Here is a 24904-nt window from a genome sequence, read left to right as displayed (position 1 = left end):
GCGATGACGACCGAGCAGCCCGCCACCCGAACCGCAGCCCAGCCGGTCGCCCTGCCGATGCCTCGCGTCGGCCCGGTCGCCGAGCACGCCCCGAAGCCGATCCGCGTCGTCCTCAACTGGGGCCGTCGCTACTCGCTGTGGGTCTTCAACTTCGGGCTCGCGTGCTGTGCCATCGAGTTCATCGCCGCGTCGATGGGCCGGCACGACTTCATCCGCCTCGGCGTCATCCCCTTCGCACCCGGGCCCCGCCAGGCGGACCTCATGGTCGTCTCGGGAACAGTGACCGACAAGATGGCGCCCGCGATCCGCCGTCTCTACGACCAGATGCCCGAGCCGAAGTACGTCATCTCCTTCGGCGCCTGCTCCAACTCCGGCGGCCCCTACTGGGACTCCTACTCCGTGACCAAGGGCGTCGACCAGCTCATCCCCGTCGACGTCTACGTCCCCGGCTGTCCGCCCCGACCGGAGGCGCTGCTCCACGGGATCATCCGCCTCCAGGAGCAGATCGCCGGTGAGCGTCTCTCCGGGCGCGCCATCGCCGACCGCCTCGGCGCCGACCGGTCGCAGCCGCGCTACACCGCCCACCGCACCGCCTCAGCCGGCGAGGTGACGCGCGGGAGGGTCGAGCGCCCCGAGCCTGCCCGCTGATGCTCGTCGTCCTCGCGCTGCTCGCGTTCGTCATCGAGTTCGCCTTCATGGTCGGCGTCTACCTGCTGGCGTCCGGCCTCATCGGCGGTGGCCTCGGCGGCGCCGCCGTGGGTGTCCTCGCCGTCGTCCTCGTCGCGTCGCTCTGGGGGCTCTTCATCGCACCCAAGGCGCGTCGCCGGCTGCCGAGGCTGGCCCGTGCCCTTGTCTCCGGGGGTGGTGTCGCTGTCGTCGGCGCCGGCCTGCTCGGGCTGGGGCGCGACCGGTTCGGGCTCGTCCTCCTCGGCGCCGGGCTCGTCCTCGTCGCGGCGCAGCTCGTCCTCGACGACGCCGACCTGGGCCCGAAGCCGGGACCCGGCGCTGACGTTGGGCAGGACGGCTCGGCCGCCACCCGGCGGTCGCACCGCAGCCACCGACCGCGACGGCGATGAGCGCCACGCGGGCGCTGGCCGCGGCGGGCGGCCACGACGACCACGAGCCGGAGGGTGACGAGCCCTGGCGCGACCTCATGGAGCATGCCCGACGGGCCGCGCGGCGGCTCGTCGACGCCGGCGAGGTCGAGGTCCTCCAGCAGGGCAGGGTCGTCGACCCGTCCACGGCCATGGGGCCGATCCGGATCCGCCGCCTCCGCAAAGGTTTGCCTACCCCCGAGTAAGAACTTGGCAAAGTCCTGTGACGTGGCTCACTGGACGGCCCTAGGTTGCGAACACCAGTTCCGCCACCCATGGGAGATGTCAATGACGACAGTTCGAGCGCTGGGCCTCGTCGCGGCGGGTGCCGCCGCGGTGAGCATCGGAGTCAGTGCAGCACCGGCCCAGGCCGCCACGTCCTACGTCGCCCTCGGCGACTCCTACTCGTCGGGGACGGGGACGCGCAGCTACATCGCGGACGGCACGGCGTGCCAGCGCTCGACCTACGCCTACCCGTCCCTCCTCGCGGCGTCCAAGGGGCTCACCCTCAACTTCCGGGCCTGCTCCGGCGCGACCGTCGCCGACGTCACCAACACCCAGCTGAGCGCGCTCTCGTCGTCGACGACGCACGTCACGCTCTCGGTCGGCGGCAACGACGCCGGGTTCGCCGACGTCCTCACGGAGTGTGCGATGCCCGGCTGGGCGAGCAACTGCAACGGCGCGATCGACGCGGCGCAGAGCTTCGTCAACAACGTCCTCCCGGGGCGGCTCTCGACGCTCTACACCTCCGTCCGGAGCAAGGCGCCCAACGCGAAGGTCGTCATCGTCGGCTACCCGCGCATCTTCATGGGCGAGGACTGCAACGCCTTCACGTGGTTCTCGCCGGCGGAGGAGACCCGTCTCAACGCGATGGCCGACCTGCTCAACAGCAAGACGTCGTCGGCCGCTGCCGCCAAGGGCTTCAGCTTCGCCAACCCGACCTCACGCTTCATCGGGCACGCGGTCTGCGACGACGTCGAGTGGCTCAACGGCCTGTCCGACCCGGTCAGCGAGAGCTACCACCCGAACCGCCCGGGTCACGCGAGCGGCTACGCCCCGACCGTGAGCACCCCGCTCACCGGCTCGGCGTTCAGCCTCACCGCGGCCACCTCGCAGAAGGCGGCTCTGAGTGCCGACCGGCTCGCTGCACAGCAGCGCACGTATGCCGTCCGCGACGCCTCGATCACGCCGAAGGAGTTCCGCGCACCCGACCTCTCGACCGCCGAGGTCAAGGCTGCTGCGGCCAGGGCCGGTGTGGACCTGTCCTCACGGGCGAGCATCGACAAGGCCGACCGCGTCTGGTCCGAGCGCCAGGCACGCTGACCGCACCACCCCGACCGATTGCCCGTTCGGCCCCCGAGCGCGATGCAGCGCCGGATCAGGGACCGCCCGAACGGGCAATCAGTCGCAACTCAGATCGGTCTAGGGTGACGACGTGAGCACCGATGAGCTGCACGTCGTCGCGCTGGAGGAGTGGCACGAGGCCGTCTCCGCCGCACAGGCCACCGGGTTCACCTTCTTCGACTGGCTCAGCGCCGTCGACCGCACCTACGACACGGCCGCGCCCGGCTACGACGTCGTGCTCCGAGCCCTTGCCCTCCAGCGCCGCGACTCGGTGACGGGTGACCAGCTCGCGGGGCTGCACGGCATACGCATCACGACGCGGGTTCCGGAGGGTGGCGCGCTCGCGTCGGTGACCGACGTCTACGCCGGCGCGGCGTGGCACGAGCGTGAGACGCACGAGATGTTCGGGATCGGGTTCGACGGGTTCGACGACGGGTCGGGTGAGGGGCTGCGCCCGCTGCTGCTGCCCGAGGGTTTCGAGGGGACACCGTTGCGCAAGTCCTTCGTCCTCGCGGCCCGCGCGTCGAAGCAGTGGCCCGGGGGCAAGGAGCCCGGCGAGGGCCACGACTCGGCCAAGTCGCCGTCGCGCCGGCGGGTCCAGGCGCCCGGCGTCCCCGACACAACCTGGGGACCCCGCTGAACCGCGACCTTCGATGGGTCCGTTCGCGGTCGAGTACCCATAGGTGCGTATGAACACCTATAGGTACTCGACGTGGACAGCACCCTTGGTGCGACGGGCCGCTGGTCGCCCACGACGGTCACTCGGGCTCGTTGGGCGTCGTCCCGCCGACGCGGTAGGGGGTCGTCAGGCCCTCGTAGGCGAGGTGGGCGACGAGACCCTCGCGGGCGTGGGGGAGGTTGTGGCAGTGGTCCATCCAGATGCCCGGGTTGTCGGCGACGAACGCCACCTCGAAGCGGGCGCCGACCGGCACCTCGAGCGAGTCGGTCCACCACGGGCTGCCCGTCGCGGCCTTCCCGTCACGCGACAGGACGAGGACGTGGTGGCCGTGGAGGTGCATCGGGTGGGTCTCGTTGCTGCGGTTGAGGATCTCCATGCGCACGACATCACCCTCGGCGACGGTGAACATCGGGATGTTGGGCCACAGCTTGCCGTTGATCGACCAGTGCACGCCCGGACGGCCCTTGACGAATCCGGGCTTGCGCCCGATCGAGTAGGCGAAGGTCCGGTCCGGCTTTCCCGGGTCGAACGACAGCGCCGCGGGAGAGCCGTAGGTGAGCAGGTCGACGTCCTTCTTCGGGCGGCTCGCCGCCGGTGCGGTGGAGCCGGGCGGTCCGAGGACCATCGACACCCCGCTCATCTGGACCCGGGCCCCGCCCGACGCCGGGACCTCGACGACGAGGTCGGCCCGCCCGCCCGCCGGCACGACGACGGCCCGGCCGCTCACCGGCGTCGGGGCGTTGACGTCGGTGCCGTCGACCGCCGCGAGGACGTATGCCGTCCCGCTCACCCAGACGGGCGCGACGCCCGCGTCGGTGTTGACGACCCGGACCCGCACGCGGTCCCCGGGACGGGCATCGACGTGCTGCTCGCCGACCCGGCCGTTGATCGTCCGCCGGCCGGAATAGGTGTGTGAGAGCGCGAGGACGTCCGAGGTCGCTGCCCCGGCAACGGTGGCGGAAGCGGCGGCCGGTGCCGCCTTGGGCGCGACGACGATGGCGCCGAGCAGCCCCTTGCGCACCTGCTCGTGCGAGACCTGATGGGAGTGGTACCAGTAGGTGCCGGCCTGCCGCGCGACGAACCGGTAGGTGTGCGACTCGCCCGCGTGCACGGCGTCCTGCGTCACCCCGGCGACGCCGTCCTCCGCGTTGGGCACGTCGAGCCCGTGCCAGTGCAGCGTCGTGCCGCCGGGCACGGACTCGTTGACGAGGGTCACCTCGACGACGTCGTCCTGCGTCGCGCGGATGACCGGGCCGGGGGAGGATCCGTTGAGGGTGATGCCGGGCACGGTGATCCCCGTGCCGATCGTCACCCGGCCGGCTGCCGCGACGAGGCGGACGCTCACGTCCGCGGGACCGGTCGCACGCTCGGTGAGGTCCTTGACGGACACGGGAGCGGCGTCGCTGCCGGGCAGCGGGTGTCCTGACCCGTGAGCACCTGCGGCAGCCGCGATGCCCGGTTCGTGGAACCCCATGTCCATGACCGAGTAGGTGTCGGGCATGCGGCTGCCCTGCCACATCCAACCGAGTGGAAGGACGATGGCGAGGGTCGCGACGAGGGCGGCCAGCAGGACCAGCCGCCCCCTGCCGCGACCTGTGGTGGTCTCAGGCGACGACACGTTCCCTCGGGACGTCCGATGACGCCGGGGTGTCGGAGACGACCCGGCGCGAGCGGTAGAACGTCCACGCCGCCGACGAGAAGAGCAGCAGCGCGTTGATGCCGTGCAGCGCCCCGATGATCGGGAAGCTGTGGCCGAGCAGGCCGAGGGTCACCTGGAGCACGACGAGGCCGAGGACGATGCCCGCCCACTTCGACCCTCCCGGCACCTTGGCGAAGAAGGAGGAGATGAGGAGGAGCAGGGCGAGCGCGGGGATGACCATCATCCCGTTCATGCCGTGGAGCACGAGGCCCATGAACTCCGAGAACGGGGCCTCGCCGCTCTCGAACGCCGCCTCCATCCCGGCCTTGTCGATGACGCCGCCGTCCTCGATGTACTTTCCCATCCCGGCGTCCCCGTAGACGATGAACGACGCCTGGAGCATGACCTCGACGGCGACCAGGGCCGCGAGCACACGGTAGACAGTCCGCATGGTGGTGCCTCTCTGACAGGGCCCGGCCGGAGCTGCGCACCGACCGCGCCACGGAACCGCAGGAGCGGTGCCCCTGCGATGAGGAGGAGGCCCCGGCTTGACCTCGGATACATGGTCCCGCCGCCGGTTCCGGCTGTCTGCCGATCGGCGAAATGCCGCGGACCGGCGGCACCCACCACGGCGAGCCGGTCCCAACTAGGCTGCCCACGATGAGCGCGCTGGAGGTCGTGGTGAGGTCGGTGGCCGTGCTGGCCGCCTTCCTCGTGCTCCCGCTCCTCGTCGGCCAGACCGAGCACAAGCTCATGGCGCACATGCAGGGTCGCCTGGGGCCGATGTATGCCGGTGGCTTCCACGGGTGGGCCCAGCTCGTCGCCGACGGGGTCAAGTTCGCCCAGAAGGAGGACATCACCCCGCGTGCCGCCGACCGGACGATCTTTCGCGTCGCGCCGTTCGTCGCGCTCGTGCCGTACCTGCTCGCGATGGCTGCGCTCCCGCTGCAGTCGGGGGTCGCCGGGGTCGAGGTCCCGGCGAGTGCGGTCCTCATCCTCGCCGCGACGAGCGTCGGCGCCCTCGGCACGCTCATGGCCGGCTGGGCGAGCGCCAACAAGTACGCCCTCCTCGGCGCGCTGCGCTCCGCCGCCCAGCTCGTGTCCTACGAGCTGCCGCTCGTGCTTGCCGTCGCCTCCGCCTGCCTCGCCGCGGGGACCCTCAGCCTCACCGGCATCGTCGAGGCGTGGAGCCCGTGGTGGCTGCTGTGGCAGCTGCCCGGCGCGATCGTGTTCCTCGTCGCCGCGCTCGCCGAGCTCCAGCGCCCACCTTTCGACATGCCCATCGCCGATGCCGAGCTCGTCATGGGTCCGTGGACCGAGTACACCGGGCTGCGGTTCGCCTTCTTCCTCCTCGCCGAGTACGCCGGCATCGTCGTCTTCTCGCTCCTCTTCGCCGTGCTCTGGCTCGGTGGGTGGCGCGGACCGTTCGACGAGCAGCTCGGCTGGCTCTGGACGCTGCTCAAGGGTTTCGTCGTGGCGGTCCTCGTCATCTGGTTCCGGGTCGCGTGGCCCCGGATGCGCGAGGACCAGCTGCAGCGGCTCGCCTGGCTCATCCTCCTGCCCATGGCGCTGGTCCAGCTGGCGCTCACCGGAATCGGAGTGGTGGTGACCTCATGACCGGACCCGACGACCCGAGCCGCACGGGCGGCAGGGCGGCGAGCAAGGGCATGCTGCCCGGCATACTCAAGGGTCTTGCGACGACCGCGAAGACCGCCACGCGCAGGACACACACGCACGAGTACCCCGACGTCGCGCCCGACCTGCCACCGCGCAGCCGCGGCGTCATCGCGCTCCTCGAGGAGAACTGCACGAGCTGCATGCTCTGCGCGCGCGAGTGCCCCGACTGGTGCATCTACATCGACTCGCACAAGGAGACGATCCCGGCGACGACCGAGGGCGGACGCGACCGCCAGCGCAACGTCCTCGACAACTTCTCGATCGACTTCTCGCTCTGCATGTACTGCGGCATCTGCATCGAGGTGTGCCCCTTCGACGCGCTCTTCTGGAGCCCGCAGTTCGAGTACGCCGAGACCGACATCCGCGACCTCCTCCACGACAAGGAGCGGCTCGGCGGGTGGATGGAGACGGTGCCGCCGCCGCCCGCGCCCGACGAGCGCGCCGCCGAGCCTGCCGAGGTCGCCGCCGCCAACAAGCCCGCCCGGGTGCAGCGCCCACCGCGGGGCGGGGCCGGTGCGGGTGGTCCGGGTGGCGCGGGCGCATGACGTCACTCGACCTCGCGTTCGCCGCGTGCGGAGCCCTGGCCGTCGTCGCCGGCCTGCTCGCGGTGACGACGCGGCAGGTGGTGCACGCCGCCCTGTGGCTCGTCGTCGCGCTGCTCGGCGTCGCGGGGTGCCTGCTCGTGCTCGGCCACGAGCTCGTCGCCCTCGTGCTCGTGCTCGTCTACGTCGGCGCGATCGTCGTGCTCGTCCTCTTCGCGCTCATGCTCACCCGAGCCCCGATCGGTCCGGACCGGGCGCACGCGGTGCCGTGGTGGCGCCAGGTGCTCGCGGGGCTCGCCGGCGCCGCGACGACGGCCCTGCTCCTCACCGCGCTCCTGCCGCTCGCCGGGGACGCGGTCGAGCGCCGGGAGGTCACCAACGCGGCCGTCGCGACCGAGCTCTTCGGTACGTGGGTGTGGCCGTTCGAGGCGCTCTCGGTTCTGCTGCTCGCCGCCCTCGTCGCCGCCCTCGCGGTCTCGCGCAGCGGCCGTGACGGCTCGTCCGGTGAGGGGGCCGCGTGATCCACCTCGCCGGTCCCTACGTCGTCGCCGCACTCCTCGTCGGCCTCGGCGTCATGGGGGTGCTCGTGCGCCGCAACGCCGTCCTGCTCCTCATCGGCGTCGAGCTCATCCTCTCGGGATCGCTCGTCCTCCTCGTCGCGTCGGGTGCCACGTCGGGGTCGCGGTGGGAGGCCTCGAGCGTCCTGCCGCTCTTCGTCATCACCATCGCCGCGGCCGAGGTCGTTGTCGCCCTCGCCGTCATCCTCACCGCCTTCCGGCTGCGCGGCTCGATCGACCTCGACGAACCCCTGGGTGCGCCGCAGGACGGGCCGCTGGATGAGTCGCGGGAGAGGGCAGGGGGTGAGCGGGTGTGAGCGCGCTCTGGGTCGCCCACCTGCTCGTGTGGATCCCGGCCGTCGCCGCCGTCGCGACGCTCGCGCTGCGCCGCACGCCGGCGCTCGCCACCCTCGTCGCCACGGGCGCGGCGCTCGTGTGCGTCGTGGTCGCGGTCGTGGGCATGACCGTCGCGCCGTCGCGCGGCACGATCTTCTTGGGCCTCCGACCGCCGCCTCGGGTCGGCTCGATCGAGATGCCGCTGCAGCTGGGAACCGGGCCTGCGACCGCGGCCGTCGCGGCCGTCGTCGCCCTCGTCGCCGCCGCTGTCCTCGTCTTCACCCGCTGGTACCTCGCCGAGGACGACCGCCTCGCCGCGTTCGCCGCCACCGTCTCGCTCTTCACCGCCGCGATGATGCTCGTCGTCCACGCTCGCGACCTCGTCCTCACCCTCGTCGGGTGGGAGGTCATGGGCTGGTGCTCCTACCTCCTCATCGGCCACTGGTCGCGCAAGGAGTCCGCCCGCCGCGCGGCATACAAGGCATTCCTCGTCACGCGCGTCGCCGACATCGGTTTCGTCCTCGGCGTCGTCGGGCTCAGCGCCGGCGCCGGCTCGACGGGTCTCGACACGGTCGTCGCCTTCTGGTCGCACACCGGCGGCGGCTGTGTCGACACCGTGACCCAGGCCGCCGCCGCCTGCGTCGCCCCGCCAGAGCCGTGGCTCCGCTCGCTCCTGCTCTCGCTCCTCGTCATCGGCGTCCTCGGCAAGTCGGCGCAGTTCCCCTTCCAGGACTGGCTGCCCGACGCGATGGAGGGCCCGACGCCCGCATCCGCCCTCATCCACGCGGCAACGATGGTCGCGGCCGGCACGGTCGTTCTCGCCCAGCTCTTCGAGGTCCTCGTCCTCGCCGACGGGGCGCGCTGGCTGCTCGGGCTCTCGAGCGCCGTGACGATGGTCGGTGCCGCCGTCCTCGCCCTCGGCCAGTCCGACCTCAAGCGCCTGCTCGCGTGGTCGACGGTGAGCCAGGTGGCGATCATGCTCTCGGCGCTCGCGACGACGAATGCGCTCATCGGGCCCGACCCTGCCCTCTTCCACCTCTGGTCGCACGCGATCTTCAAGTCGCTGCTCTTCCTCACGATCGGCTGGCTCTCGGTCGTCGCCGGCTCGACTCTCGCGCGTGCCCTGCGCGGCAGCGCGGCGGTGCACCAGCTCGCGCGCGTCGCGTGGCTCTTCGGCCTGCTCGCGCTCGCCGGCGCCCCCTTCGTCGTCGGCGGGCTCTCCAAGGAGCACGTCATCGCGACGGCCTACGAGGGCGCGATCGGCGCCGGCGGTCCGGGCGTCATCGTCCTCGCCGCGCTCCTCGTCACCGTCGTCCTCACCGCGGCCTACGCGACCCGCGCCCACCTCGTCGTCACTGCCGCCCTGCCGGACGGCGAGTCGCTCGACGACGACGCCCGTATGCCGTCCGCCCCCGTCCTCGCGGTCCTCGCCCTCCTCACCGTGCTGTCGGTCGTCGGCGGGCTCGTGCTGCTCACGGGTCTCTTCGACATCCACGGCACGTCGGTCTGGTGGATGGTGCTCACCGCGCTGCTCATCCTCATCGGCGGTGGCATCACGTGGCTGGCCCGGGGCCAGGACGACCCGCGCGACTCCTTCGTCCGCACCCCGCGCCAGCGCGCGCTGGCCGACCGCGGGCTCGGGTTCGACACGGCATACCGGCGGGGTGTCGCCGAGCCGGTGCTGGGACTGGCCCGGGTCGTCGCCTTCCTCGACCGCGAGGTCGTCGACGGCTACGTGCGGGGTGCGGCGGCCTCGGCGGGCATCGCCGGCTGGCTCTCGGAGCGCGGGCACCGGCGCGAGGCGGCCTCCGGTGGCGTCGCGCTCGTCGCCCTCGGGCTCCTCGTCGCGGCCGGGACGGCGGTGCTCGCGTGGCGCTGATCCTCATGCTCCTCGTGCCGGGCGCCGTCGGGCTCTGGCTCGTCACCGGCGGGCGCGCCCTGCCGTCGGCGACGGCGCGGACCGTGGCCCTCGTCGCTGCTGTCGTCGGTGGTCTCGCGGCCGTCACGGCCACCGTCATGCGTCCGGTCGTCGACCGCGCGTGGATCCCCGACCTCGGCGTGCGGTGGCACTTCGAGGTCGACGGCGTGAGCGCGCCGCTCGTCGTCCTCACCGCCGTCATCGGCGTGCTCGTCGTCGCGCACGCCTGGGTGGAGCGGCCGTGGCTGGACGCATCCGGTGGTGGCGGGAGCGACGGGAGGGGCAGCGTCCGTGGCAGCGCCGCGACCTACCTCGGCTGCCTGCTCCTCGTCGTCGCCGGCGCCTTCGCCGCGTTCGCCGCGCGAGACGCGGTCCTCTTCTTCCTCGCCTTCGAGGTCGTCCTCGTGCCGATGTGGGTGCTCATCGCGCGCTACGGCGACCCGCACAGCGCGAGGGCCCGCGCCGACGCCTCGGCCCGGTTCATCCTCTACACCGCCGTCGGCTCGACCCTCATGCTCGTCGGCATCCTCTTGCTCGTCACCCGCGCGGGCACCGCCGACCTCGGCGAGCTGCCTGCCGCGGCCGCGGCTCTCGGGACGGGCGAGCAGACCCTCGTGGCACTGCTGCTCACGATCGGGCTCGCCGTCAAGGTGCCGGTCTTCCCGCTGCACACCTGGCTGCCGGCCGCGCACACGACCGCACCGACCGCCGGGTCGGTGCTCCTCGCCGCGGTCCTCCTCAAGCTCGGCACCTACGGTCTCGTCCGGCTGCCGCTGGCCAACGTCCCCGACGGGTTCGCCCGCATCGCACCGGTGCTCGCGATCGCCGGCGTCGTCGGCATCCTCTGGGGTGGGCTCATCTGCCTCGTCGAACGCGACCTCAAGCGGCTCATCGCCTATTCATCGGTGGCGCACATGGGCTTCGTCGTCCTCGGCCTCGCCTCGGGCACGGAGACCGGCGTGCAGGCCGCGCTCATCGGCAACATCGCCCACGGCGTCATCTCCGCGCTCCTCTTCGTCATCGTCGGCGGTCTCAAGCACCGCTGGGGCTCGGTCGACCTGGCCGTCGTCAGGCCCGCCCTGCGCGAGGCGTCACCACGGCTCGGGTTCGCCCTCATCCTCGGCCTCGCCGCCGGCCTCGGGCTGCCCGGTCTCGCCGGCTTCTGGGGCGAGCTCGTCGCCCTCCTCGCCGCGTGGAACCCGGCCCAGCACACAGGCATCCTGCGCACCTGCGTCGTCATCGCGGCCGTCGGGGCGGCGCTCGCCGCGGCCTACTCGCTGCGCGTCGCCCGCATCGTCTGGGTGGGGGAGCGGGTCGCCGACGACGAGCTCGAGTTCGCCGTTGCGCAGACGCCCGACGCCCGCTCAGTAGAGCTCGGCGTCATGGCCGTGCTCGGCGCCGCCGTCGTCGTCATCGGCGTCGCGCCGTGGGTCGTCTTCTCGGTGACGGCCGACGCCGTGACCACCCTCGTCGGAGGTGGCCGGTGATCCTCGACACCCAGTGGGCACTCCTCCTGCCCGCGCTCCTGCCCGTCGCCGCGATGGTGCTCGTCCTCCTCGTCGACGCGCTCGCGCCTCGCACCCGTCTCGCCGCTCCCGTCATCGGTGCGCTCGGGCTCCTCGGCGGAGCGGTCGCGGCCGTGCCCGGGCTCGTCACCTCCGAGCCCCGCCTCACCCTCTGCACCGCCGCCCCCGACGGACGGTGCATGTGGGACGGCAGCCCGCTCGGGAGCACCCTCCAGGTCGCCGCGCTGCTGGCGACCCTCGCTGTCCTCGCCCTCGTGTCCGTGCGCCGAGTAAGTGTCGTCGAGGTCGTCCTGCTGCTCGCGTCGGCGAGCGGCGCTGCGGCCGTCGTGGCGGCGCGGGACCTCGGCACGTGGCTCGTCACCCTCGAGCTCGCGACCCTGCCCGTCATCGCCCTCGTCGCGTGGCGCGAACGCCGGGCCGCCGCCCACGGCGCCCTCACCCTCCTCACGGCCGCGCTCGTCTCCTTCGGGCTGCTCGTCCTGGGCACGGCTCTCTGGGTCACCGCGACCGGCGACCCCACGCTCACCGGCTCCTCGCTTGCCGCGGCGTGGGAGGTGCCGGAGCAGCGCACCCTCGCTGGTCTCGCCACCGTCGTCCTGATCGCCGGTCTTGCCTTCAAGCTGTCGGCCGTGCCCTTCCACGCGTGGACGCCGACGACCCTCACCTCGGGCCCGCTGCCCGTGTCGGCCCTGCTCGCGTCGGCCTCGAAGCTCGCCGCCGTCGGTGCCCTCGTCGTCGTCCTTGCGCCCTACGAGGCGGTCGTCGGTCGCTCCCGCGGCCCGCACGTCGTCGTGGCTGCCCTCGTCGTGCTCACCGTCGCGTCGATGCTCGTCGGCACGGTCATGGCGCTGCGCCAGACCGAGGTCGTGCGCCTCCTCGCCTGGTCGACCGTCGCGCAGGCGGGCTGGATCCTCCTGCCGCTCACCGCCCTCACCGTCGCCGGCCGTCAGGCTGCCGCGGCCTACGCGGTCGTGTATGCCGTCGCCAGCCTCGTCGCGTTCGCCGCGGTCCGCGCGGTCCACGGGTGGCGAGTCGAGGACGGCCGGGAGCTCACGGCATACCAAGGGTTGCTGCGTCGGGACCCGGTCGCGGGCGGGACGCTCGCGCTCGCCCTGCTCGTCCTCGCCGGACTCCCGCCCGGCGTCATCGGCCTCGTTGCCAAGGTCGTCGCGCTGCGCCCGGCTGTCTCGGCCGGGCTGTGGCCGGTCGCGGTCGTCGCCGTCGTGGCGGCGGTGCTCGGCATCGCGGTCTACGTGCGGTGGTTCGCGGTGCTCTTCGGCGACCCCGACGGAGCGGCTCCGGCCCGGCCGGTGCGGCGGCGGGCGAGCATCGCGGTCGCCGTGGCCGGTGCCGCCGTCCTCGTCGTGACGAGCGTGCTCCCGCAGCTGCTCGTCGGGCTCGTGTCATGACGGTTGTCGCGGAACGTTTCCGCACGGCTCGAACGTTGGAGGAGACATGCACAACCACTTCAACGGCCTGAAGACCGCCGGGCTCTTCGGAGCGATCTTCGGACTGCTGCTCGCCCTCGGCTGGGCCGCGAGCATCTACTTCAACAACAGCGCGTTCATCCTCATCTTTGCCCTCATCGGCGTCGCCATGACGTTCTACTCCTACTGGAACAGCGACAAGCTCGCCATCAAGGCGATGCATGCGTTCCCTGTGAGCGAGGCCGAGGCGCCGGGGATGTACCGGATCGTGCGCGAGCTGTCGACGAAGGCCGGGCAGCCGATGCCGCGGCTCTACGTCTCGCCGACCGAGGCGCCCAACGCGTTCGCCACCGGTCGCAACCCGCAGAACGCCGCGGTCTGCTGCACGCAGGGCATCCTCCAGCTCCTCGACGAGCGCGAGCTGCGTGGCGTCCTCGGGCACGAGCTCATGCACGTCTACAACCGGGACATCCTCACCGGGTCGGTCGCCGCGGCCATCGCCGGTGTCATCAGCACCGTCGGCCAGATGCTCTCGTTCAGCGCGATGTTCGGCGGCGGCAACCGCGACAACGACAACCCCGGTGGCGCCATCGCCGGGCTCGCCATGGCCTTCCTTGCCCCGATCGCCGCGATGTTCATCCAGCTCGCGATCTCGCGCACCCGTGAGTACGACGCCGACGAGGACGGTGCCACGCTCACCGGCGACCCGCTCGCGCTGGCGTCGGCGCTTGCCAAGCTCGAGGCCGGTGTCTCGCGCGCCCCTCTCGCACCGACCAAGGACCTCGTCAACGCGAGCCACATGATGATCGCCAACCCGTTCCGCGCGCAGGACATCTCACGGCTCATGGCGACCCACCCGCCGATGGCCGACCGCATCGCCCGCCTTCAGGGCATGGCGACCGGCTACCGCCCGAACTGACCGGGCTCCAGCCCGGCCGACGGCCCGGGTCCGTGACACGGTTGAAGACGTGGTCCGGACCCGGGCCGTCGCACGTCAGGAGGTCGTCATGGCGCACAAGGTCGGATATCTCATCGGGAGCCTGTCCAAGGAGTCGATCAACCGGGTGCTGAGCCAGTGCCTCATCGCCGTCGCGCCCGACGACCTCGAGTTCCATGAGATCCCGATCAAGGACCTGCCGCTCTACAACCGCGACCTCGACGACGACTACCCGGCGGAGGCGACGGCGCTCAAGCAGGCGATCGCGGACTCCGACGCGCTGCTCTTCATCACCCCGGAGTACAACCGCTCGATCCCCGGCGCCCTCAAGAACGCCATCGACTGGGCTTCGCGCCCATGGGGCCAGAACTCCTTCGACCACATCCCGGCAGCTGTCATCGGCGCCTCGGTCGGCGCCATCGGCACGGCCGTCGGGCAGCAGCCGCTGCGCTCGATCCTCAGCTACTGCAACGCCCGGCAGATGACGGCGCCCGAGGCCTACATCCACTTCGACCCGGAGGTCTACCTCCCGAGCGGCGAGGTCACCGACGAGGAGAGCAGGGAGTTCCTGCGCACCTTCATGACCGAGTTCCGCGACCACGTCGAGCGCGTCCTCACCGTCCTCCCGCGCGACTGAGCGGCGCCTGGGGCGACACCGCGCGGCGACCGACAGCCACCCACGGCGGCCCTGCGGCGGCCGTGTGGTGTGTGACACCATCGCGGCGTGCCATCTCTGACTCGCGACGAAGCCCGGCAGCGGGCGCAGCTCATCACCGTGACCCGCATGGAGGTCGACCTCGACCTCGACCGGGGCGCCGAGCACTTCAGCTCGACCACGCGGATCCGGTTCTCCTGCAGCACTCCTGGTGCGCAGACCTTCCTCGACCTGCGGGCCGTGAGCGTCGAGGCGATCGAGCTCAACGGGACGCGCATCGAGCCCGGCGCCGTGGTCGACGGACGTCTGCCGCTCGAGGGCCTCGCCGCCGACAACACCGTCGAGGTCACGGCGACGATGGCGTTCTCGCGCGACGGCCAGGGACTGCACCGCAGCACCGACCCCGCCGACGGCGAGGACTACGTCTACGGCCACCTCTTCCTCGACGCGGCCCCCACGGTCTTCGCCTGCTTCGACCAGCCGAACCTCAAGGCGCCGTATGCCGTGACCGTTCGGGCGCCGGAGGAGTGGGTCGTCCTCGGCAACGGTCGCGCGGCGCAGACCGGCGCGGGGGAGTGGGAGCTGAGCGAGACCCTGCCGCTCGCGACCTACTTCGTCACCGTCTGCGCCGGTCCCTACGTCTCGGTGCACGACGAGCACGACGGCATCCCGCTCGGCATCCACGCCCGACGGTCGCTGCAGGGCGAGCTCGAGCGCCACGCCCCGCAGATGTTCGAGGTGACCAAGCAGAGCTTCGACCACTACCACCGCACCTTCGACGTCCGCTATCCCTTCGGCGACTACGACCAGGTCTTCGTCCCCGAGTTCAACGCGGGTGCGATGGAGAACCCCGGCTGCGTGACGTTCCGCGACCCGATGCTCTTCCGCGGCGCGGCGACCCGCGAGCAGGTGCTCCAGCGCAGCAACACCATCGCCCACGAGATGGCCCACATGTGGTTCGGCGACCTCGTGACGATGCGGTGGTGGGACGACCTCTGGCTCAACGAGTCGTTCGCCGAGTTCATGGCCTACACCGCGACGTCGCGCGCGACCGAGTTCACCGACAGCTGGGTCGAGTTCGGGATCGTCCGCAAGCAGTGGGGCTACGCCGCCGAGCGCGCCCCCTCGACGCACCCGGTCGCCGGCTCACCCGCGCCGGACGCCCAGAGCGCCCTCGCGAACTTCGACGGCATCTCCTATGCCAAGGGCGCCTCGGTGCTCCGCCAGCTCGTGGCGCACATCGGTGAGGAGGCCTTCAACGCCGGCGTGACGGCATACCTCCGCTCGCACGCCCACGGCAACGGCGAGCTGTCCGAGTTCCTCGCGGCGATGGAGCAGGCCGCGGGCGTCGAGCTCGACGCCTGGAGCAAGGCGTGGCTCGAGACCGCGGGTGTCGACGTCCTCGCGCTCGACCGCGAGGGCACGCTGCGACGCACGACTCCGGACGAGCACCCCGCCGATCGGCCCCACGCCCTTGACGTGGCCGGCTTCAGCGAGGGCAGCGAGGTCTTCCGCACGACGTTCACCCTCGACCGCGACGAGGCCGAGGTCGACGGCGTCGACACCGGTGCCGCCCTCCTCCTTCCCAACGCCGGCGACCTCACCTGGGCCCAGGTCGACCTCGACGAGTCAACGCTGGCCGCACTGCCGCGCGAGCTTCCGCTCGTCGAGGACGCGACCCCTCGGACGGTGCTGTGGGGCGGCGTGCTCACCGGTGTCTACCGCGCGACCGTCGACCCCCGCGTGGCGCTCGACGTGTTCACGTCGGTGTGGCCGCGCGAGCCGCACGACGCGCTCATGGCCCGCGTCGCGATGGCCTTCACCGACCGGATCGTGCCCCAGTTCCTGCCGGAGGCCGTTGCCGACGAGGCGCGCAGCCGCATCGCCGACGCCGCGCTCACGGCCTTCGACGCGGCGGACCCGGGTTCGGACCGCGCACTCGTCGCCGCCCGCGTCCTCGCGGCGACGACGACCGACGAGGACCGGCTCGGTGCGTGGGTCTCCGGCCGGTCGCTGCCCGAGGGGCTCGAGGGCGACACCGACTTCCGTTGGGCCGTCGTGCAGACGATGGCCCGCCTCGGGCTCGCCGACGACGCGCTCCTCGCCGACGCCGAGGCCGCCGACACGACGCTCTCCGGCCGCCTCGCCGGCCTCTCGGCCCGCGCTGCCCGGCCCGGCGCCGACGAGAAGGCGTGGGCGTGGTCGGAGATCACGACGAACCGCGAGCGCTCCAACTACGAGCTCAACGCCCTCGCGACCGGTCTGTGGTCGAGCGGCTCCGTCGACGACCTGCGACCGTATGCCGGCCGCTACGTCACCGACATCCCTCGCCTCGCCGAGTGGGTCGGCGCCGACGCGCTCGACCGCGTGGCGACGCTGGCCTTCCCGTCGCGCGTCGTCGAGCCCGAGACCGTGTCGCTTGTCCGGGGCGCGCTCGGGCGCGAGGACGTGCCCTGGGGCGTGCGCAGGTCGATGGCCGACGAGCTGAGCAAGCTCGAGGAGGCGCTGGCCTCACGCTCCCGCTGGAGCTGAACCCTCGCCTCGTGCTCTGAGTGAGAGCCATCGGCGCAGCCCAGGCACACGAGGGGACGAGTCGCCGCATGCACCTATCGCCGCGCGACTCTCCTTCGACGGTCATGGGTTCGTCCCGGGTCGATAACCGATAGGTGCGTATGAACACCTATAGGTTCTCGACCCGGGAGAGCACCATGGCGAGGGCGCAGCCGCGAGGCGGATGACTCCCGCGAGGCGTCACTCCGGCTCGAACCGATGCGGTCAAGGGGCGTGGTCAGAGGCCGACGCGGGCCTGGATCTGGTCGGCGTAGGCGCGCTCACCGGCGGCGTTGGGGTGCACCGGCACGTAGTTGAGCGACGCGCCCAGCGGCTCGATCCAGCGGACCCACGGCAGCTGGCAGGCGTCGCGCCCGGCCGACGGGGTCCACATGTCGACGAAGGTCGCGCCGTTGTCGGCCGCGGCCTGCTTGAGAGCGGCGTTGAGGACCTGCTCGATGCCGTTGACGTAGGGCACGTCGCCGGCGGCGATCGGCATCGTCGCGTAGCAACCGACCGTCGGCGGCAGGATCTGCGGGTAGCCCGGCACGACGATCCGCGCCTTGGGCGCTCGGGCCTTGGCGGCGGCGATGGCCGCGCGGACGGCGGGGTAGGTCTTGGTCCGGACGGTGTCGGCGTAGGACGAGCCGTAGGTGTCCTTGCACGGGCTGCCCTGGCCGAGCGTCGTCAGGCCGGCCGTCGCGCACTGCTGGATGATGCTCGTGAAGACGCTCGAGTCGTTGCCGCCGATGCCGATGGTGACGAGGCGGGCGTCCGCGGTCACGGCGTCGAGCTGCGGGGCGACGCCCGGGTGCTGCGACTGGGTGAAGTCGGTCGTGTCGGCACCGCTGCACGTCACGTCGGTGAGGGCGCGGCCGGTGCGTTGCGCGAGGAGGTGCGGGTAGTTGACCGCGGCCTGGCTGCACTGCGGGTTGGCGGTCGCGCTGAGTGGCAGGATCCCGGCGCCGGCGGAGAAGCTGTCGCCGAGCGCGACGTAGGGGCCGTCGGCGACCCGCGGCGCAGTGGCGGACACGGCGCCGGGCGCCGCGAGCGCGGGCGCGGCGATGCCAAGGGCGAGGGTGGTGGCGCTGGCGAGGGCAGCGAGGGCGACAGTGGGGCGGCGCATCCTGAACTCCGTTGTTCGGCGGGCACATCTCTGGCTACCTTCAGGTAACCACAAAAGTGCGGCCATGCAGGCCGGGAGGTTGCGCATATCACGGGGGCGGACGGCATACCGGCGGGGGCGGACGGCATACCGGCGTGTGTGGACGGCATACCCGTGCGGTCCGGAGGAAAGGGTGAGGGTCCGGACGAAAATGTTCCGTCCGGACCCTCAAGGTTCCCGCAGGGGGAGCAAAAGCTGTCGCCCCTGGGCGCTCAGCGGTAGTTGGTGTACTGCAGCGCGACGTCGAGGTCGGCGCCGTTGAGCATCCGCTGGACCGCCTGGAGGTCGTCGCGCGACTTGCTCGAGACGCGGAGCTCGTCGCCTTGGATCTGCGACTTCACACCCTTGGGGCCCTCGTCGCGGATGAGCTTGTTGATCTTCTTGGCGTTCTCGGTCGAGATGCCCTGCTTGAGCGGCACGTCGAGCTTGTACTCCTTGCCCGATAGACGCGGGCCGGCCTCGGGGACGTCGAGGTGCTTGAGCGAGACCTTGCGCTTGACGAGCCAGGTCTGGACGACGTCGAGGACGGCGAGGCAGCGCTCCTCGGAGTTGGCCTGCATCGAGATGGAGTCACCGGACAGCTCGACCTTGGCGCCGACGTTCTTGAAGTCGTAGCGGTTGGCGACCTCCTTGGCCGCAGCGTTGACCGCGTTGGCGATCTCCTGCTTGTCGTAGTTGCTCACGATGTCCATGGAGCTGTCGGCCACGGATCCTCCTCGTTCGGGTGCCCCGAGGGTGTGCGGGGGCACGGTTTCGTTGTTGCACGGTTGGCTTGCTATCCTTCCACGCGCACGGCGGGTTGCCCGAGCGGCCAATGGGAGTGGACTGTAAATCCATCGCGAAAGCTACGAAGGTTCGAATCCTTCACCCGCCACCAGTGCTGAGGAAGGCCCCTGACCGGTATGCCGGTCGGGGGCCTTCGTCGTGCGCCTTGTGGACCGTGCCCGTGACCGATCCGGTATGCATGACCTGACGGTGATGTGAGGCGACGCGACGACGGAGGTACGCATGCCGGTGTGGGCGCAGGCGGGCCTGTGGGGCCTGCTCGCGGGAGGCGCGCTCGTCATCGGCGCCGCGGTGGCGTGGTTCGTCCGGGTGCCGCAGCGCGTCGTCGCGACGATCATGGCGTTCGGTGCCGGCGTCCTCATCTCGGCGCTGTCCTTCGACCTCGTCGACGAGGCCGAGCGCACCGGCGGGCTCGTGCCGACCGCCGCCGGCTTCCTCGCGGGCGCGCTCGTCTATGTCGGCGCCAACGTCCTCCTCGCCAAGCGCGGCGCCCGGCATCGCAAGCGCTCGCACGAGATCCAGGGGTCCGAGGACGAGACGCCCGGCAGCGGCGCCGCCATCGCCGTGGGCGCCCTGCTCGACGGCATCCCGGAATCGATCGTCCTCGGGCTGACGCTGCTCACCGGCGAGGGCGTGGGCGTCGCGGTGCTCGTCGCGATCTTCCTCTCCAACCTGCCCGAGGGCCTGTCGAGCGCGGCCGGGATGAAGGCGTCGCACCGCAGCGCCGGCTACGTCTTCGGTGTCTGGGGCGGTATCGCGCTCGCCAGCGGCCTCGCGGGCCTGCTCGGCGTGGTCGTGTTCGAGGGCGCCTCACCCGAGACCGTCGCGGCGATCACGGCGCTCGCGGCCGGGGCGATCCTCGCGATGGTCGCCGACACGATGATCCCCGAGGCGTTCGAGAAGACCCACCTGTATGCCGGGCTCGCCGCGACCGTGGGCTTCCTCTCCGCCTTCGTCATCAGCCACGGCTGAGTCGGCCACGAGCCGAGCCGGCCACGGGCTGAGTCGGCCACGGCTGAGTCGGCCGCGGCGGACCGGGGGTCAGGGCACGAGGAGCTGGCGGACCTCGGTGCCCGAGTGCAGCCGGTCGAGCGCGGCGTTGACGTCGTCGAGCGGCACCGAGCGCGAGGTGACGAGGGCGTCCGCGGGCAGCAGCCCCGCGGCATACAGGTCGAAGAGGCGTGGCAGGTCGCGGCGCGGCACGGCTGAGCCCATGTAGGAGCCGAGGATCGACTTCTCCTCGCCGACGAGGCTCGCGATCGGCACGTCGACGGTGTGGCGCGGGTGGGGGAGCCCGGCGACGACGACGCGTCCGCCGACCCCGGCGGCGGCATAGGCCGTGGCCAGGGCGGCGGGGTGCCCGGCCGCCTCGACAGCCACGGTGACCCCGCCCGCGGTGAGCTCGCGGACCTCCTCGACGGCGGACTCGCCCGCGAGGACGCCGTGGGTGGCCCCGACGGCGAGAGCCGACGTGAGCTTGGACTCGACCGTGTCGACGGCGATGACGGGGTGGGCGCCAGCGAGGGCCGCGGCCATGACGGCCGAGATGCCGACCCCGCCGAGCCCGACGACGGCGACGGAGTCACCCGGGCGCACCGCGGCGGTGTTGAGCACTGCGCCCGCCCCGGTGAGGACGGCGCACCCGAAGACCGCGGCGAGCTCGAGCGGCATCTCGTCGGGCACGGGCACGAGCGAGCGCGGCGAGACGATGGTGAGCTCGGAGAAGGCCGAGACGCCGAGGTGGTGGTGCAGCTCGGCGCCGGACGCGTCGCGGAACGGTCGGCGCCTGGTGACGAGCCGGGCCTCGCGGTTGGCGGCCTGGGCGTCGGCGCACCGGACGGGGTGGCCGGCGGCGCACTCGGCGCAGGTGCCGCACGACGGCACGTAGGAGCAGACGACCCGGTCACCCGGCGCCACGTCGGTGACCCCGGCGCCGACCTCCTCGACGACGCCCGCGGCCTCGTGGCCGAGCACCATCGGCAGCGGTCGCGGCCGGTCGCCGTTGACCACCGACAGGTCGGAGTGGCACAGGCCCGCAGCGGCGATCCGCATGAGGACCTCGCCGGGTCCAGGTCCGTCGAGCACGACCTCCTCGACCGAGAGCGGCGCAGACTCCGCGAAGGGCAGCTCGTCGGTCGACCGGCGCAGCACCGCGGCCGTCGTCGTGGTGGTCATCGGTGCCTTCCGTCTGGTCCATCGGGGTCGGTCGGATGGTGCCCATTGTTCACGCGGGTCCGGCCCGAAGGCTGGGGAGCGCCGGGCCGGGGACCGATGGCACAGTGTGCGGATGACGGACGGCGGGGTAGCGGGCCTGGTGCTGGCAGCGGGGGCGGGGCGGCGCATGGGCGGGCCCAAGGCCCTGCTGCAGCTGTCGCCGTCCGGCTCGTCGCTTGTCGAGATGGCAATCGACCGACTGCACGACGCCGGCGTCGTCGACGTGCACGTCGTCGTCGGGTCGGCCGCCGCGAGCGTGACCGTGCATGCGGAGCACGCGGGCGGCCTCGTCGTCGAGGCCGCGGACTGGGACGAGGGCATGGGCGCCTCGCTGCGCCGCGGGCTCGAGGCCGTCGATGCCACGGACGCCGATGCGGTGCTGCTCATGCTCGTGGACCTACCCGACGTGGGAGCCGACGTGCACGCCCGGATGCTCGCGGCCGCGGGCGATGACCTGGCCGACGTCCTCGTGCGGGCGGCATACAAGGGGGTCCCGGGTCACCCGGTCATCCTCGGGCGCGAGCACTGGAAGGCGGTGAGCGAGAGCGCGGTCGGCGACCACGGCGCCCGCGACTACCTCGCCTCGCAGCAGCCGCGCCTCGTCGAGTGCGCCGACCTCGCCACCGGACGCGACATCGACCGGCCCGCTGACGTCTGAGGCCGTCCATGTGACGATGCACGGTATGGACCTCGCCCCCGGGAGCACCACCACCGCAGCCGACCTGCGCGCCGAGCTCGAGGCCACCGGCTACCTCGTCGACGACGATCTCGCGACGATCGCCTGGCTCGCCACCCGGCTCTCGCGCCCGCTGCTCCTCGAGGGCGAGCCCGGCACCGGGAAGACCGCGCTCGCCGAGGCGCTCGCCGCCGCTGCCCGCTTGCCCCTCATCAGGCTCCAGTGCCACGAGGGCATCGACGCGAGCCAGGCGCTCTACGACTGGGACTTCCCGCGCCAGATCCTCCACCTGCGCGCCGTCGAGGCCGTCGACGGCGCCGGCTCGCTCGACGAGGTCGAGGCCGGGCTCTTCGAGGAGCGCTTCCTCGTCGCGCGCCCCATCCTCCGGGCCCTGCGCGAGGCCCCCGCCGTGCTCCTCGTCGACGAGATCGACCGCGCCGACGACGAGTTCGAGGCCTTCCTCCTCGAGGTCCTCTCGACCTGGCAGGTGAGCATCCCCGAGCTCGGCACGGTGCGCGCGACAGTCCCGCCGCTCGTCGTCCTCACCTCCAACCGCACCCGCGAGGTCCACGACGCGCTCAAGCGCCGCTGTCTCTACCACTGGCTCGAGCACCCCTCTCTCGAGCGGGAGCTCGCGATCGTGCGCTCGCGCGCACCCGAGGTCGCCGAGGCGCTGGCGGAGCAGGTCGTGCGCGCAGTCCACGGGGTCCGCGACGACAGCGAGCTCGTCAAGCCGCCCGGCGTCGCCGAGACCCTCGACTGGGCGCGGGCGCTGCACGAGCTCGGGGTGCGCGACCTCGACACCGCCTCGGCCGCGGCCTCCCTCGGCGTCGCCGTGAAGTACCGCGAGGACGCCGACCGCGTCCGCGCCTCGCTCGACCGGATCCTCGCCCGGTGACGCCATGACCGCCACCCGTGCCCCGGAGGAGGTGCTCCTCGGCTTCGCACGTGCCCTGCGTGCCGCCGGCGTCCCCGTCACCGCCGACCGGGAGCGCACCTGGCTCCTCGCCGTCGCCACCGTGGGCCTCGAGGACCGCGCCGCCGTGTATGCCGTCGGGCGGGCCACGCTCTGCGGCTCGCCTGCCGACCTCGAGCGCTACGACCTCGTGTATGCCGTGTGGTTCGGTGCCGAGCGCCCCGCTGCTGCGCGTCGCGCGCCGTCCACGCGGCCGCCGGCCTCGATGGCCGACCTGCGCGACGGCCGGGATGGGCGCGACGACGACGGCTCTGGCATCGAGCCGGAAGAGCCTGAAGCCGATGACGTGCGTGCCCGAGCGAGCGCGTCGGAAGTGCTGCGGCACAGGGACATTGCCACGATGTCGGCCCGCGAACGCGCCGCACTCGCCCGGATGTTCGCCGGCCTGAGGCCGCGCCCGCCGCAGCGGCGCACGCACCGCCGGGTCGCTGCGCCGCGTGGCCGCCTCGACGCCCGCGCGACGATGCGCGGGATGGTCCGCCGCCACGGTGAGCCCGGCCCGGTGCGGTGGCGCACGCGGGCCGAGCGCCCACGCCGGGTCGTCGTCCTGATCGACGTGTCGGGGTCGATGAGCGCCTACGCCGACTCCCTGCTCCGCCTCGCCCACGCCTGGTGCCGCTCGGCCGGACCGGTCGAGGTCTTCACCCTCGGCACCCGCCTCACCCACGTCACCGCGGCCCTGCACCAGCGCGACCCCGACCGTGCCCTCGTCGCGGCCGGGCGCACCATCCCCGACTGGTCCGGCGGCACGCGTCTGGCCGACGGGCTCAAGGCGTTCCTCGACCTCTGGGGTCGGCGAGGGATGGCGCGCGGCGCCGTCGTCGTCCTCGTGAGCGACGGCTGGGAGCGGGGCGCCCCCGAGGGCCTCGCCGAGCAGATGCGACGGCTGCACGCGCTCGCGCACCACGTCGTCTGGGCGAACCCCCACCGCGGCCTCGACGCCTACGAGCCGGTGCAGCAGGGCATCGTCGCCGCCCTGCCGCACGTCGACTCCTTCGTCGCGGGCCACTCGATGGCCGCGTTCGCCGACCTGCTGGACGTGGTGGCCGATGCGTGAGGTCCTGCGCGAGCTGCGAGCCTGGTGGGAGGCGGGTCAGCCGGTCGCCATGGCGACGGTCGTCGACACCTTCTCGTCGTCGCCGCGGCCACCGGGGGCGTCGATGCTCGTCGGACCCGACGGCACGGTCGTCGGCTCGGTCTCCGGTGGCTGCGTCGAGGGTGCCGTCCACGACGTCGGACAGGACGTTCTGGCCTCTGCCACACCGCAGCTCGCGCACTACGGCGTCTCGGACGACACGGCATACGCGGTGGGGCTCACGTGCGGGGGTGAGCTCGACGTCTTCGTCGAGAGGGTGACCCGGGAGTCGTTCCCCGAGCTCGGCGAGGTCGCCGACGACATCGCGGCCGGGCGGCCGGTGGCGGTCGCGACCGTCGTCGCACACCCGGACCGGGAGTGGGTCGGCCGGCGGCTCGTCGTGCGCCCGAACTCGGTCTCGGGCAGCCTCGGTCTCGACCGGGCCGACGCCGCCGTCACCGACGACGCCCGCGGCCTGCTCGACCACGGCACGACCGAGACGCTCACCTACGGGCCGCAGGGGGAGCGGCGTGGCGAGGGGCTGCGAGTCTTCGTCGCCTCGTACGCACCGAAGCCGCGGATGATCGTCTTCGGTGCCATCGACTTCGCGGCGGCGGTCGCCGAGATGGGCGCCTTCCTCGGGTATGCCGTCACGGTGTGCGACGCGCGCCCGCTCTTCGCGACGCCAGCGCGGCTGCCGGCGGCGGACGAGGTCGTCGTGTCGTGGCCGCACACCTACCTGCGCGACGAGGCGGCGGCGGGTCGGGTCGACGGGCGCACGGTGCTGTGCGTGCTCACCCACGACCCGAAGTTCGACGTGCCGCTGCTCGAGGTGGCGCTGCGCCTGCCCGCGGTGGCCTATGTCGGCGCGATGGGCTCACGGCGAACGCACGAGGACCGAATGCGCCACCTACGCGAGGCGGGGCTCACCGAGGTCGAGCTGTCGCGGCTGTCGTCGCCGATCGGGCTCGACCTCGGCGGCCGGACCCCGCAGGAGACGGCGGTGTCGATCGCGGCCGAGATCGTCGCGCTGCGCTGGGGTGGCGCCGGCGACCGGTTGAGCGAGCGGCAGGGCCCGATCCACCCCTGAGAGGACGGGCCCCGCCGCTCGCTGGCCTGAGGTTGTGCCGT

General features: G+C 72.5%; 25 protein-coding genes and 1 tRNA gene. 21 read left to right on the top strand and 5 right to left on the bottom strand.

Going from position 1 to position 24904, the window contains the following annotated elements:
- Positions 1-3: 3 nt before the first annotated feature.
- From ACOJV7_RS04225 to ACOJV7_RS04205, 5 genes are all read left to right on the top strand, one after another.
- A complete protein-coding gene (locus tag ACOJV7_RS04225) occupies positions 4-648 on the top strand; it encodes an NADH-quinone oxidoreductase subunit B (RefSeq protein WP_420188895.1) in 645 nt (214 codons plus the stop codon).
- The gene (locus ACOJV7_RS04220; protein ID WP_420188894.1) at positions 648-1076 is read left to right on the top strand and encodes a DUF2568 domain-containing protein; all 429 of its coding nucleotides are present in this window, start codon (positions 648-650) and stop codon (positions 1074-1076) included. Before ACOJV7_RS04225 ends, ACOJV7_RS04220 begins: the two co-directional genes overlap by 1 nt.
- The gene (locus tag ACOJV7_RS04215; protein WP_420188893.1) at positions 1073-1300 is read left to right on the top strand and encodes a DUF3253 domain-containing protein; all 228 of its coding nucleotides are present in this window, start codon (positions 1073-1075) and stop codon (positions 1298-1300) included. Before ACOJV7_RS04220 ends, ACOJV7_RS04215 begins: the two co-directional genes overlap by 4 nt.
- Positions 1301-1382: 82 nt before the next feature.
- Positions 1383-2417, top strand: a complete 1035-nt coding sequence (locus ACOJV7_RS04210; protein WP_420188892.1) for an SGNH/GDSL hydrolase family protein — start codon at positions 1383-1385, stop codon at positions 2415-2417.
- 112 nt (positions 2418-2529) lie between these two features.
- The gene (locus ACOJV7_RS04205; protein WP_420188891.1) at positions 2530-3078 is read left to right on the top strand and encodes an NADH-quinone oxidoreductase subunit C; all 549 of its coding nucleotides are present in this window, start codon (positions 2530-2532) and stop codon (positions 3076-3078) included.
- A gap of 118 nt (positions 3079-3196) precedes the next feature.
- Here the strand turns inward: ACOJV7_RS04205 and ACOJV7_RS04200 are convergent, their stop codons facing one another.
- Both ACOJV7_RS04200 and ACOJV7_RS04195 read right to left on the bottom strand, forming a co-directional pair.
- On the bottom strand, positions 3197-4618 hold the full coding sequence (locus tag ACOJV7_RS04200) for a multicopper oxidase family protein (RefSeq protein ID WP_420188890.1): 1422 nt from the start codon (positions 4616-4618) through the stop codon (positions 3197-3199).
- A gap of 103 nt (positions 4619-4721) precedes the next feature.
- Entirely contained in the window at positions 4722-5207 is a 486-nt protein-coding gene (locus ACOJV7_RS04195; protein ID WP_420188889.1) for a COX15/CtaA family protein, read from the bottom strand.
- A 209-nt stretch (positions 5208-5416) separates the two neighbouring features.
- Here ACOJV7_RS04195 and ACOJV7_RS04190 point away from each other — a divergent pair, with 209 nt between their 5' ends.
- The 10 genes from ACOJV7_RS04190 to pepN all read left to right on the top strand — a co-directional run bounded on the left by ACOJV7_RS04190 (position 5417) and on the right by pepN (position 16863).
- A complete protein-coding gene (locus tag ACOJV7_RS04190; protein WP_420188888.1) occupies positions 5417-6373 on the top strand; it encodes a complex I subunit 1/NuoH family protein in 957 nt (318 codons plus the stop codon).
- Positions 6370-6978 carry a 4Fe-4S binding protein gene (locus ACOJV7_RS04185; RefSeq protein WP_420188887.1) on the top strand — a complete coding sequence of 203 codons (609 nt, stop codon included), beginning with the start codon at positions 6370-6372 and terminating at the stop codon, positions 6976-6978. The genes ACOJV7_RS04190 and ACOJV7_RS04185 overlap by 4 nt, the downstream gene beginning before the upstream one ends.
- The gene (locus ACOJV7_RS04180; protein ID WP_420188886.1) at positions 6975-7496 is read left to right on the top strand and encodes an NADH-quinone oxidoreductase subunit J family protein; all 522 of its coding nucleotides are present in this window, start codon (positions 6975-6977) and stop codon (positions 7494-7496) included. The genes ACOJV7_RS04185 and ACOJV7_RS04180 overlap by 4 nt, the downstream gene beginning before the upstream one ends.
- Positions 7493-7849, top strand: a complete 357-nt coding sequence (gene nuoK, locus ACOJV7_RS04175; RefSeq protein WP_420188885.1) for an NADH-quinone oxidoreductase subunit NuoK — start codon at positions 7493-7495, stop codon at positions 7847-7849. Before ACOJV7_RS04180 ends, nuoK begins: the two co-directional genes overlap by 4 nt.
- Positions 7846-9747 (top strand): NADH-quinone oxidoreductase subunit 5 family protein, encoded by a 1902-nt coding sequence (locus ACOJV7_RS04170; protein WP_420188884.1) that lies wholly within the window; start codon positions 7846-7848, stop codon positions 9745-9747. Before nuoK ends, ACOJV7_RS04170 begins: the two co-directional genes overlap by 4 nt.
- Positions 9738-11273, top strand: a complete 1536-nt coding sequence (locus tag ACOJV7_RS04165; RefSeq protein WP_420188883.1) for a complex I subunit 4 family protein — start codon at positions 9738-9740, stop codon at positions 11271-11273. The genes ACOJV7_RS04170 and ACOJV7_RS04165 overlap by 10 nt, the downstream gene beginning before the upstream one ends.
- Entirely contained in the window at positions 11270-12721 is a 1452-nt protein-coding gene (locus ACOJV7_RS04160; protein WP_420188882.1) for a proton-conducting transporter transmembrane domain-containing protein, read from the top strand. Before ACOJV7_RS04165 ends, ACOJV7_RS04160 begins: the two co-directional genes overlap by 4 nt.
- Before the next feature lie 46 nt (positions 12722-12767).
- On the top strand, positions 12768-13658 hold the full coding sequence (htpX, locus tag ACOJV7_RS04155) for a zinc metalloprotease HtpX (protein WP_420188881.1): 891 nt from the start codon (positions 12768-12770) through the stop codon (positions 13656-13658).
- A gap of 88 nt (positions 13659-13746) precedes the next feature.
- Positions 13747-14313, top strand: coding sequence for an NADPH-dependent FMN reductase (locus ACOJV7_RS04150; protein WP_420190371.1), 567 nt, complete (start codon positions 13747-13749; stop codon positions 14311-14313).
- A gap of 87 nt (positions 14314-14400) precedes the next feature.
- A complete protein-coding gene (gene pepN / locus ACOJV7_RS04145) occupies positions 14401-16863 on the top strand; it encodes an aminopeptidase N (RefSeq protein WP_420188880.1) in 2463 nt (820 codons plus the stop codon).
- Between the two features lie 256 nt (positions 16864-17119).
- Here the strand turns inward: pepN and ACOJV7_RS04140 are convergent, their stop codons facing one another.
- Together ACOJV7_RS04140 and ACOJV7_RS04135 are read right to left on the bottom strand one after the other, a co-directional pair.
- Complete coding sequence (locus ACOJV7_RS04140; protein WP_420188879.1) at positions 17120-18007, bottom strand: SGNH/GDSL hydrolase family protein; 888 nt, start codon at positions 18005-18007, stop codon at positions 17120-17122.
- A 251-nt stretch (positions 18008-18258) separates the two neighbouring features.
- Positions 18259-18753: a YajQ family cyclic di-GMP-binding protein gene (locus ACOJV7_RS04135; protein ID WP_420188878.1), complete on the bottom strand. Its 495-nt coding sequence runs from the start codon at positions 18751-18753 to the stop codon at positions 18259-18261.
- A gap of 86 nt (positions 18754-18839) precedes the next feature.
- Here ACOJV7_RS04135 and ACOJV7_RS04130 point away from each other — a divergent pair.
- A tRNA-Tyr gene (locus tag ACOJV7_RS04130) sits at positions 18840-18923 on the top strand.
- Between the two features lie 131 nt (positions 18924-19054).
- Positions 19055-19804, top strand: a complete 750-nt coding sequence (locus ACOJV7_RS04125; protein ID WP_420188877.1) for a ZIP family metal transporter — start codon at positions 19055-19057, stop codon at positions 19802-19804.
- 69 nt (positions 19805-19873) lie between these two features.
- Here ACOJV7_RS04125 and ACOJV7_RS04120 read toward each other — a convergent pair whose 3' ends face one another.
- The gene (locus ACOJV7_RS04120; protein WP_420188876.1) at positions 19874-21007 is read right to left on the bottom strand and encodes an alcohol dehydrogenase catalytic domain-containing protein; all 1134 of its coding nucleotides are present in this window, start codon (positions 21005-21007) and stop codon (positions 19874-19876) included.
- A gap of 112 nt (positions 21008-21119) precedes the next feature.
- Here ACOJV7_RS04120 and ACOJV7_RS04115 point away from each other — a divergent pair, with 112 nt between their 5' ends.
- The 4 genes from ACOJV7_RS04115 to ACOJV7_RS04100 are packed head-to-tail and all read left to right on the top strand — an operon-like array spanning position 21120 to position 24863.
- Entirely contained in the window at positions 21120-21704 is a 585-nt protein-coding gene (locus ACOJV7_RS04115) for a nucleotidyltransferase family protein (RefSeq protein ID WP_420188875.1), read from the top strand.
- A gap of 25 nt (positions 21705-21729) precedes the next feature.
- Positions 21730-22620, top strand: coding sequence for an AAA family ATPase (locus ACOJV7_RS04110; RefSeq protein WP_420188874.1), 891 nt, complete (start codon positions 21730-21732; stop codon positions 22618-22620).
- A 4-nt stretch (positions 22621-22624) separates the two neighbouring features.
- The gene (locus ACOJV7_RS04105; RefSeq protein WP_420188873.1) at positions 22625-23755 is read left to right on the top strand and encodes a vWA domain-containing protein; all 1131 of its coding nucleotides are present in this window, start codon (positions 22625-22627) and stop codon (positions 23753-23755) included.
- Positions 23748-24863 (top strand): XdhC family protein, encoded by a 1116-nt coding sequence (locus tag ACOJV7_RS04100; RefSeq protein ID WP_420188872.1) that lies wholly within the window; start codon positions 23748-23750, stop codon positions 24861-24863. The genes ACOJV7_RS04105 and ACOJV7_RS04100 overlap by 8 nt, the downstream gene beginning before the upstream one ends.
- Positions 24864-24904 lie beyond the last annotated feature (41 nt).

The organism is Knoellia tibetensis, assembly GCF_048606415.1.
Classification (GTDB): domain Bacteria; phylum Actinomycetota; class Actinomycetes; order Actinomycetales; family Dermatophilaceae; genus Knoellia; species Knoellia tibetensis.
Note: the sequence above shows the minus strand (reverse complement) of the source record. Positions and strands in the feature narration are given on the sequence as shown.

Excerpts from the sequence above, each read along its gene's own strand:
- ACOJV7_RS04225 (WP_420188895.1), top strand. The coding sequence starts at position 4 with ATGACGACCGAGCAGCCCGCCACCCGAACCGCAGCCCAGCCGGTCGCC.
- ACOJV7_RS04220 (WP_420188894.1), top strand. The coding sequence starts at position 648 with ATGCTCGTCGTCCTCGCGCTGCTCGCGTTCGTCATCGAGTTCGCCTTC.
- ACOJV7_RS04215 (WP_420188893.1), top strand. The coding sequence starts at position 1,073 with ATGAGCGCCACGCGGGCGCTGGCCGCGGCGGGCGGCCACGACGACCAC.
- ACOJV7_RS04210 (WP_420188892.1), top strand. The coding sequence starts at position 1,383 with ATGACGACAGTTCGAGCGCTGGGCCTCGTCGCGGCGGGTGCCGCCGCG.
- ACOJV7_RS04200 (WP_420188890.1), bottom strand. The coding sequence starts at position 4,618 with ATGCCCGACACCTACTCGGTCATGGACATGGGGTTCCACGAACCGGGC.
- ACOJV7_RS04195 (WP_420188889.1), bottom strand. The coding sequence starts at position 5,207 with ATGCGGACTGTCTACCGTGTGCTCGCGGCCCTGGTCGCCGTCGAGGTC.
- ACOJV7_RS04190 (WP_420188888.1), top strand. The coding sequence starts at position 5,417 with ATGAGCGCGCTGGAGGTCGTGGTGAGGTCGGTGGCCGTGCTGGCCGCC.
- ACOJV7_RS04185 (WP_420188887.1), top strand. The coding sequence starts at position 6,370 with ATGACCGGACCCGACGACCCGAGCCGCACGGGCGGCAGGGCGGCGAGC.
- ACOJV7_RS04180 (WP_420188886.1), top strand. The coding sequence starts at position 6,975 with ATGACGTCACTCGACCTCGCGTTCGCCGCGTGCGGAGCCCTGGCCGTC.
- htpX (WP_420188881.1), top strand. The coding sequence starts at position 12,768 with ATGCACAACCACTTCAACGGCCTGAAGACCGCCGGGCTCTTCGGAGCG.
- ACOJV7_RS04150 (WP_420190371.1), top strand. The coding sequence starts at position 13,747 with ATGGCGCACAAGGTCGGATATCTCATCGGGAGCCTGTCCAAGGAGTCG.
- ACOJV7_RS04140 (WP_420188879.1), bottom strand. The coding sequence starts at position 18,007 with ATGCGCCGCCCCACTGTCGCCCTCGCTGCCCTCGCCAGCGCCACCACC.
- ACOJV7_RS04125 (WP_420188877.1), top strand. The coding sequence starts at position 19,055 with ATGCCGGTGTGGGCGCAGGCGGGCCTGTGGGGCCTGCTCGCGGGAGGC.
- ACOJV7_RS04120 (WP_420188876.1), bottom strand. The coding sequence starts at position 21,007 with ATGACCACCACGACGACGGCCGCGGTGCTGCGCCGGTCGACCGACGAG.
- ACOJV7_RS04115 (WP_420188875.1), top strand. The coding sequence starts at position 21,120 with ATGACGGACGGCGGGGTAGCGGGCCTGGTGCTGGCAGCGGGGGCGGGG.
- ACOJV7_RS04110 (WP_420188874.1), top strand. The coding sequence starts at position 21,730 with ATGGACCTCGCCCCCGGGAGCACCACCACCGCAGCCGACCTGCGCGCC.
- ACOJV7_RS04105 (WP_420188873.1), top strand. The coding sequence starts at position 22,625 with ATGACCGCCACCCGTGCCCCGGAGGAGGTGCTCCTCGGCTTCGCACGT.
- ACOJV7_RS04100 (WP_420188872.1), top strand. The coding sequence starts at position 23,748 with ATGCGTGAGGTCCTGCGCGAGCTGCGAGCCTGGTGGGAGGCGGGTCAG.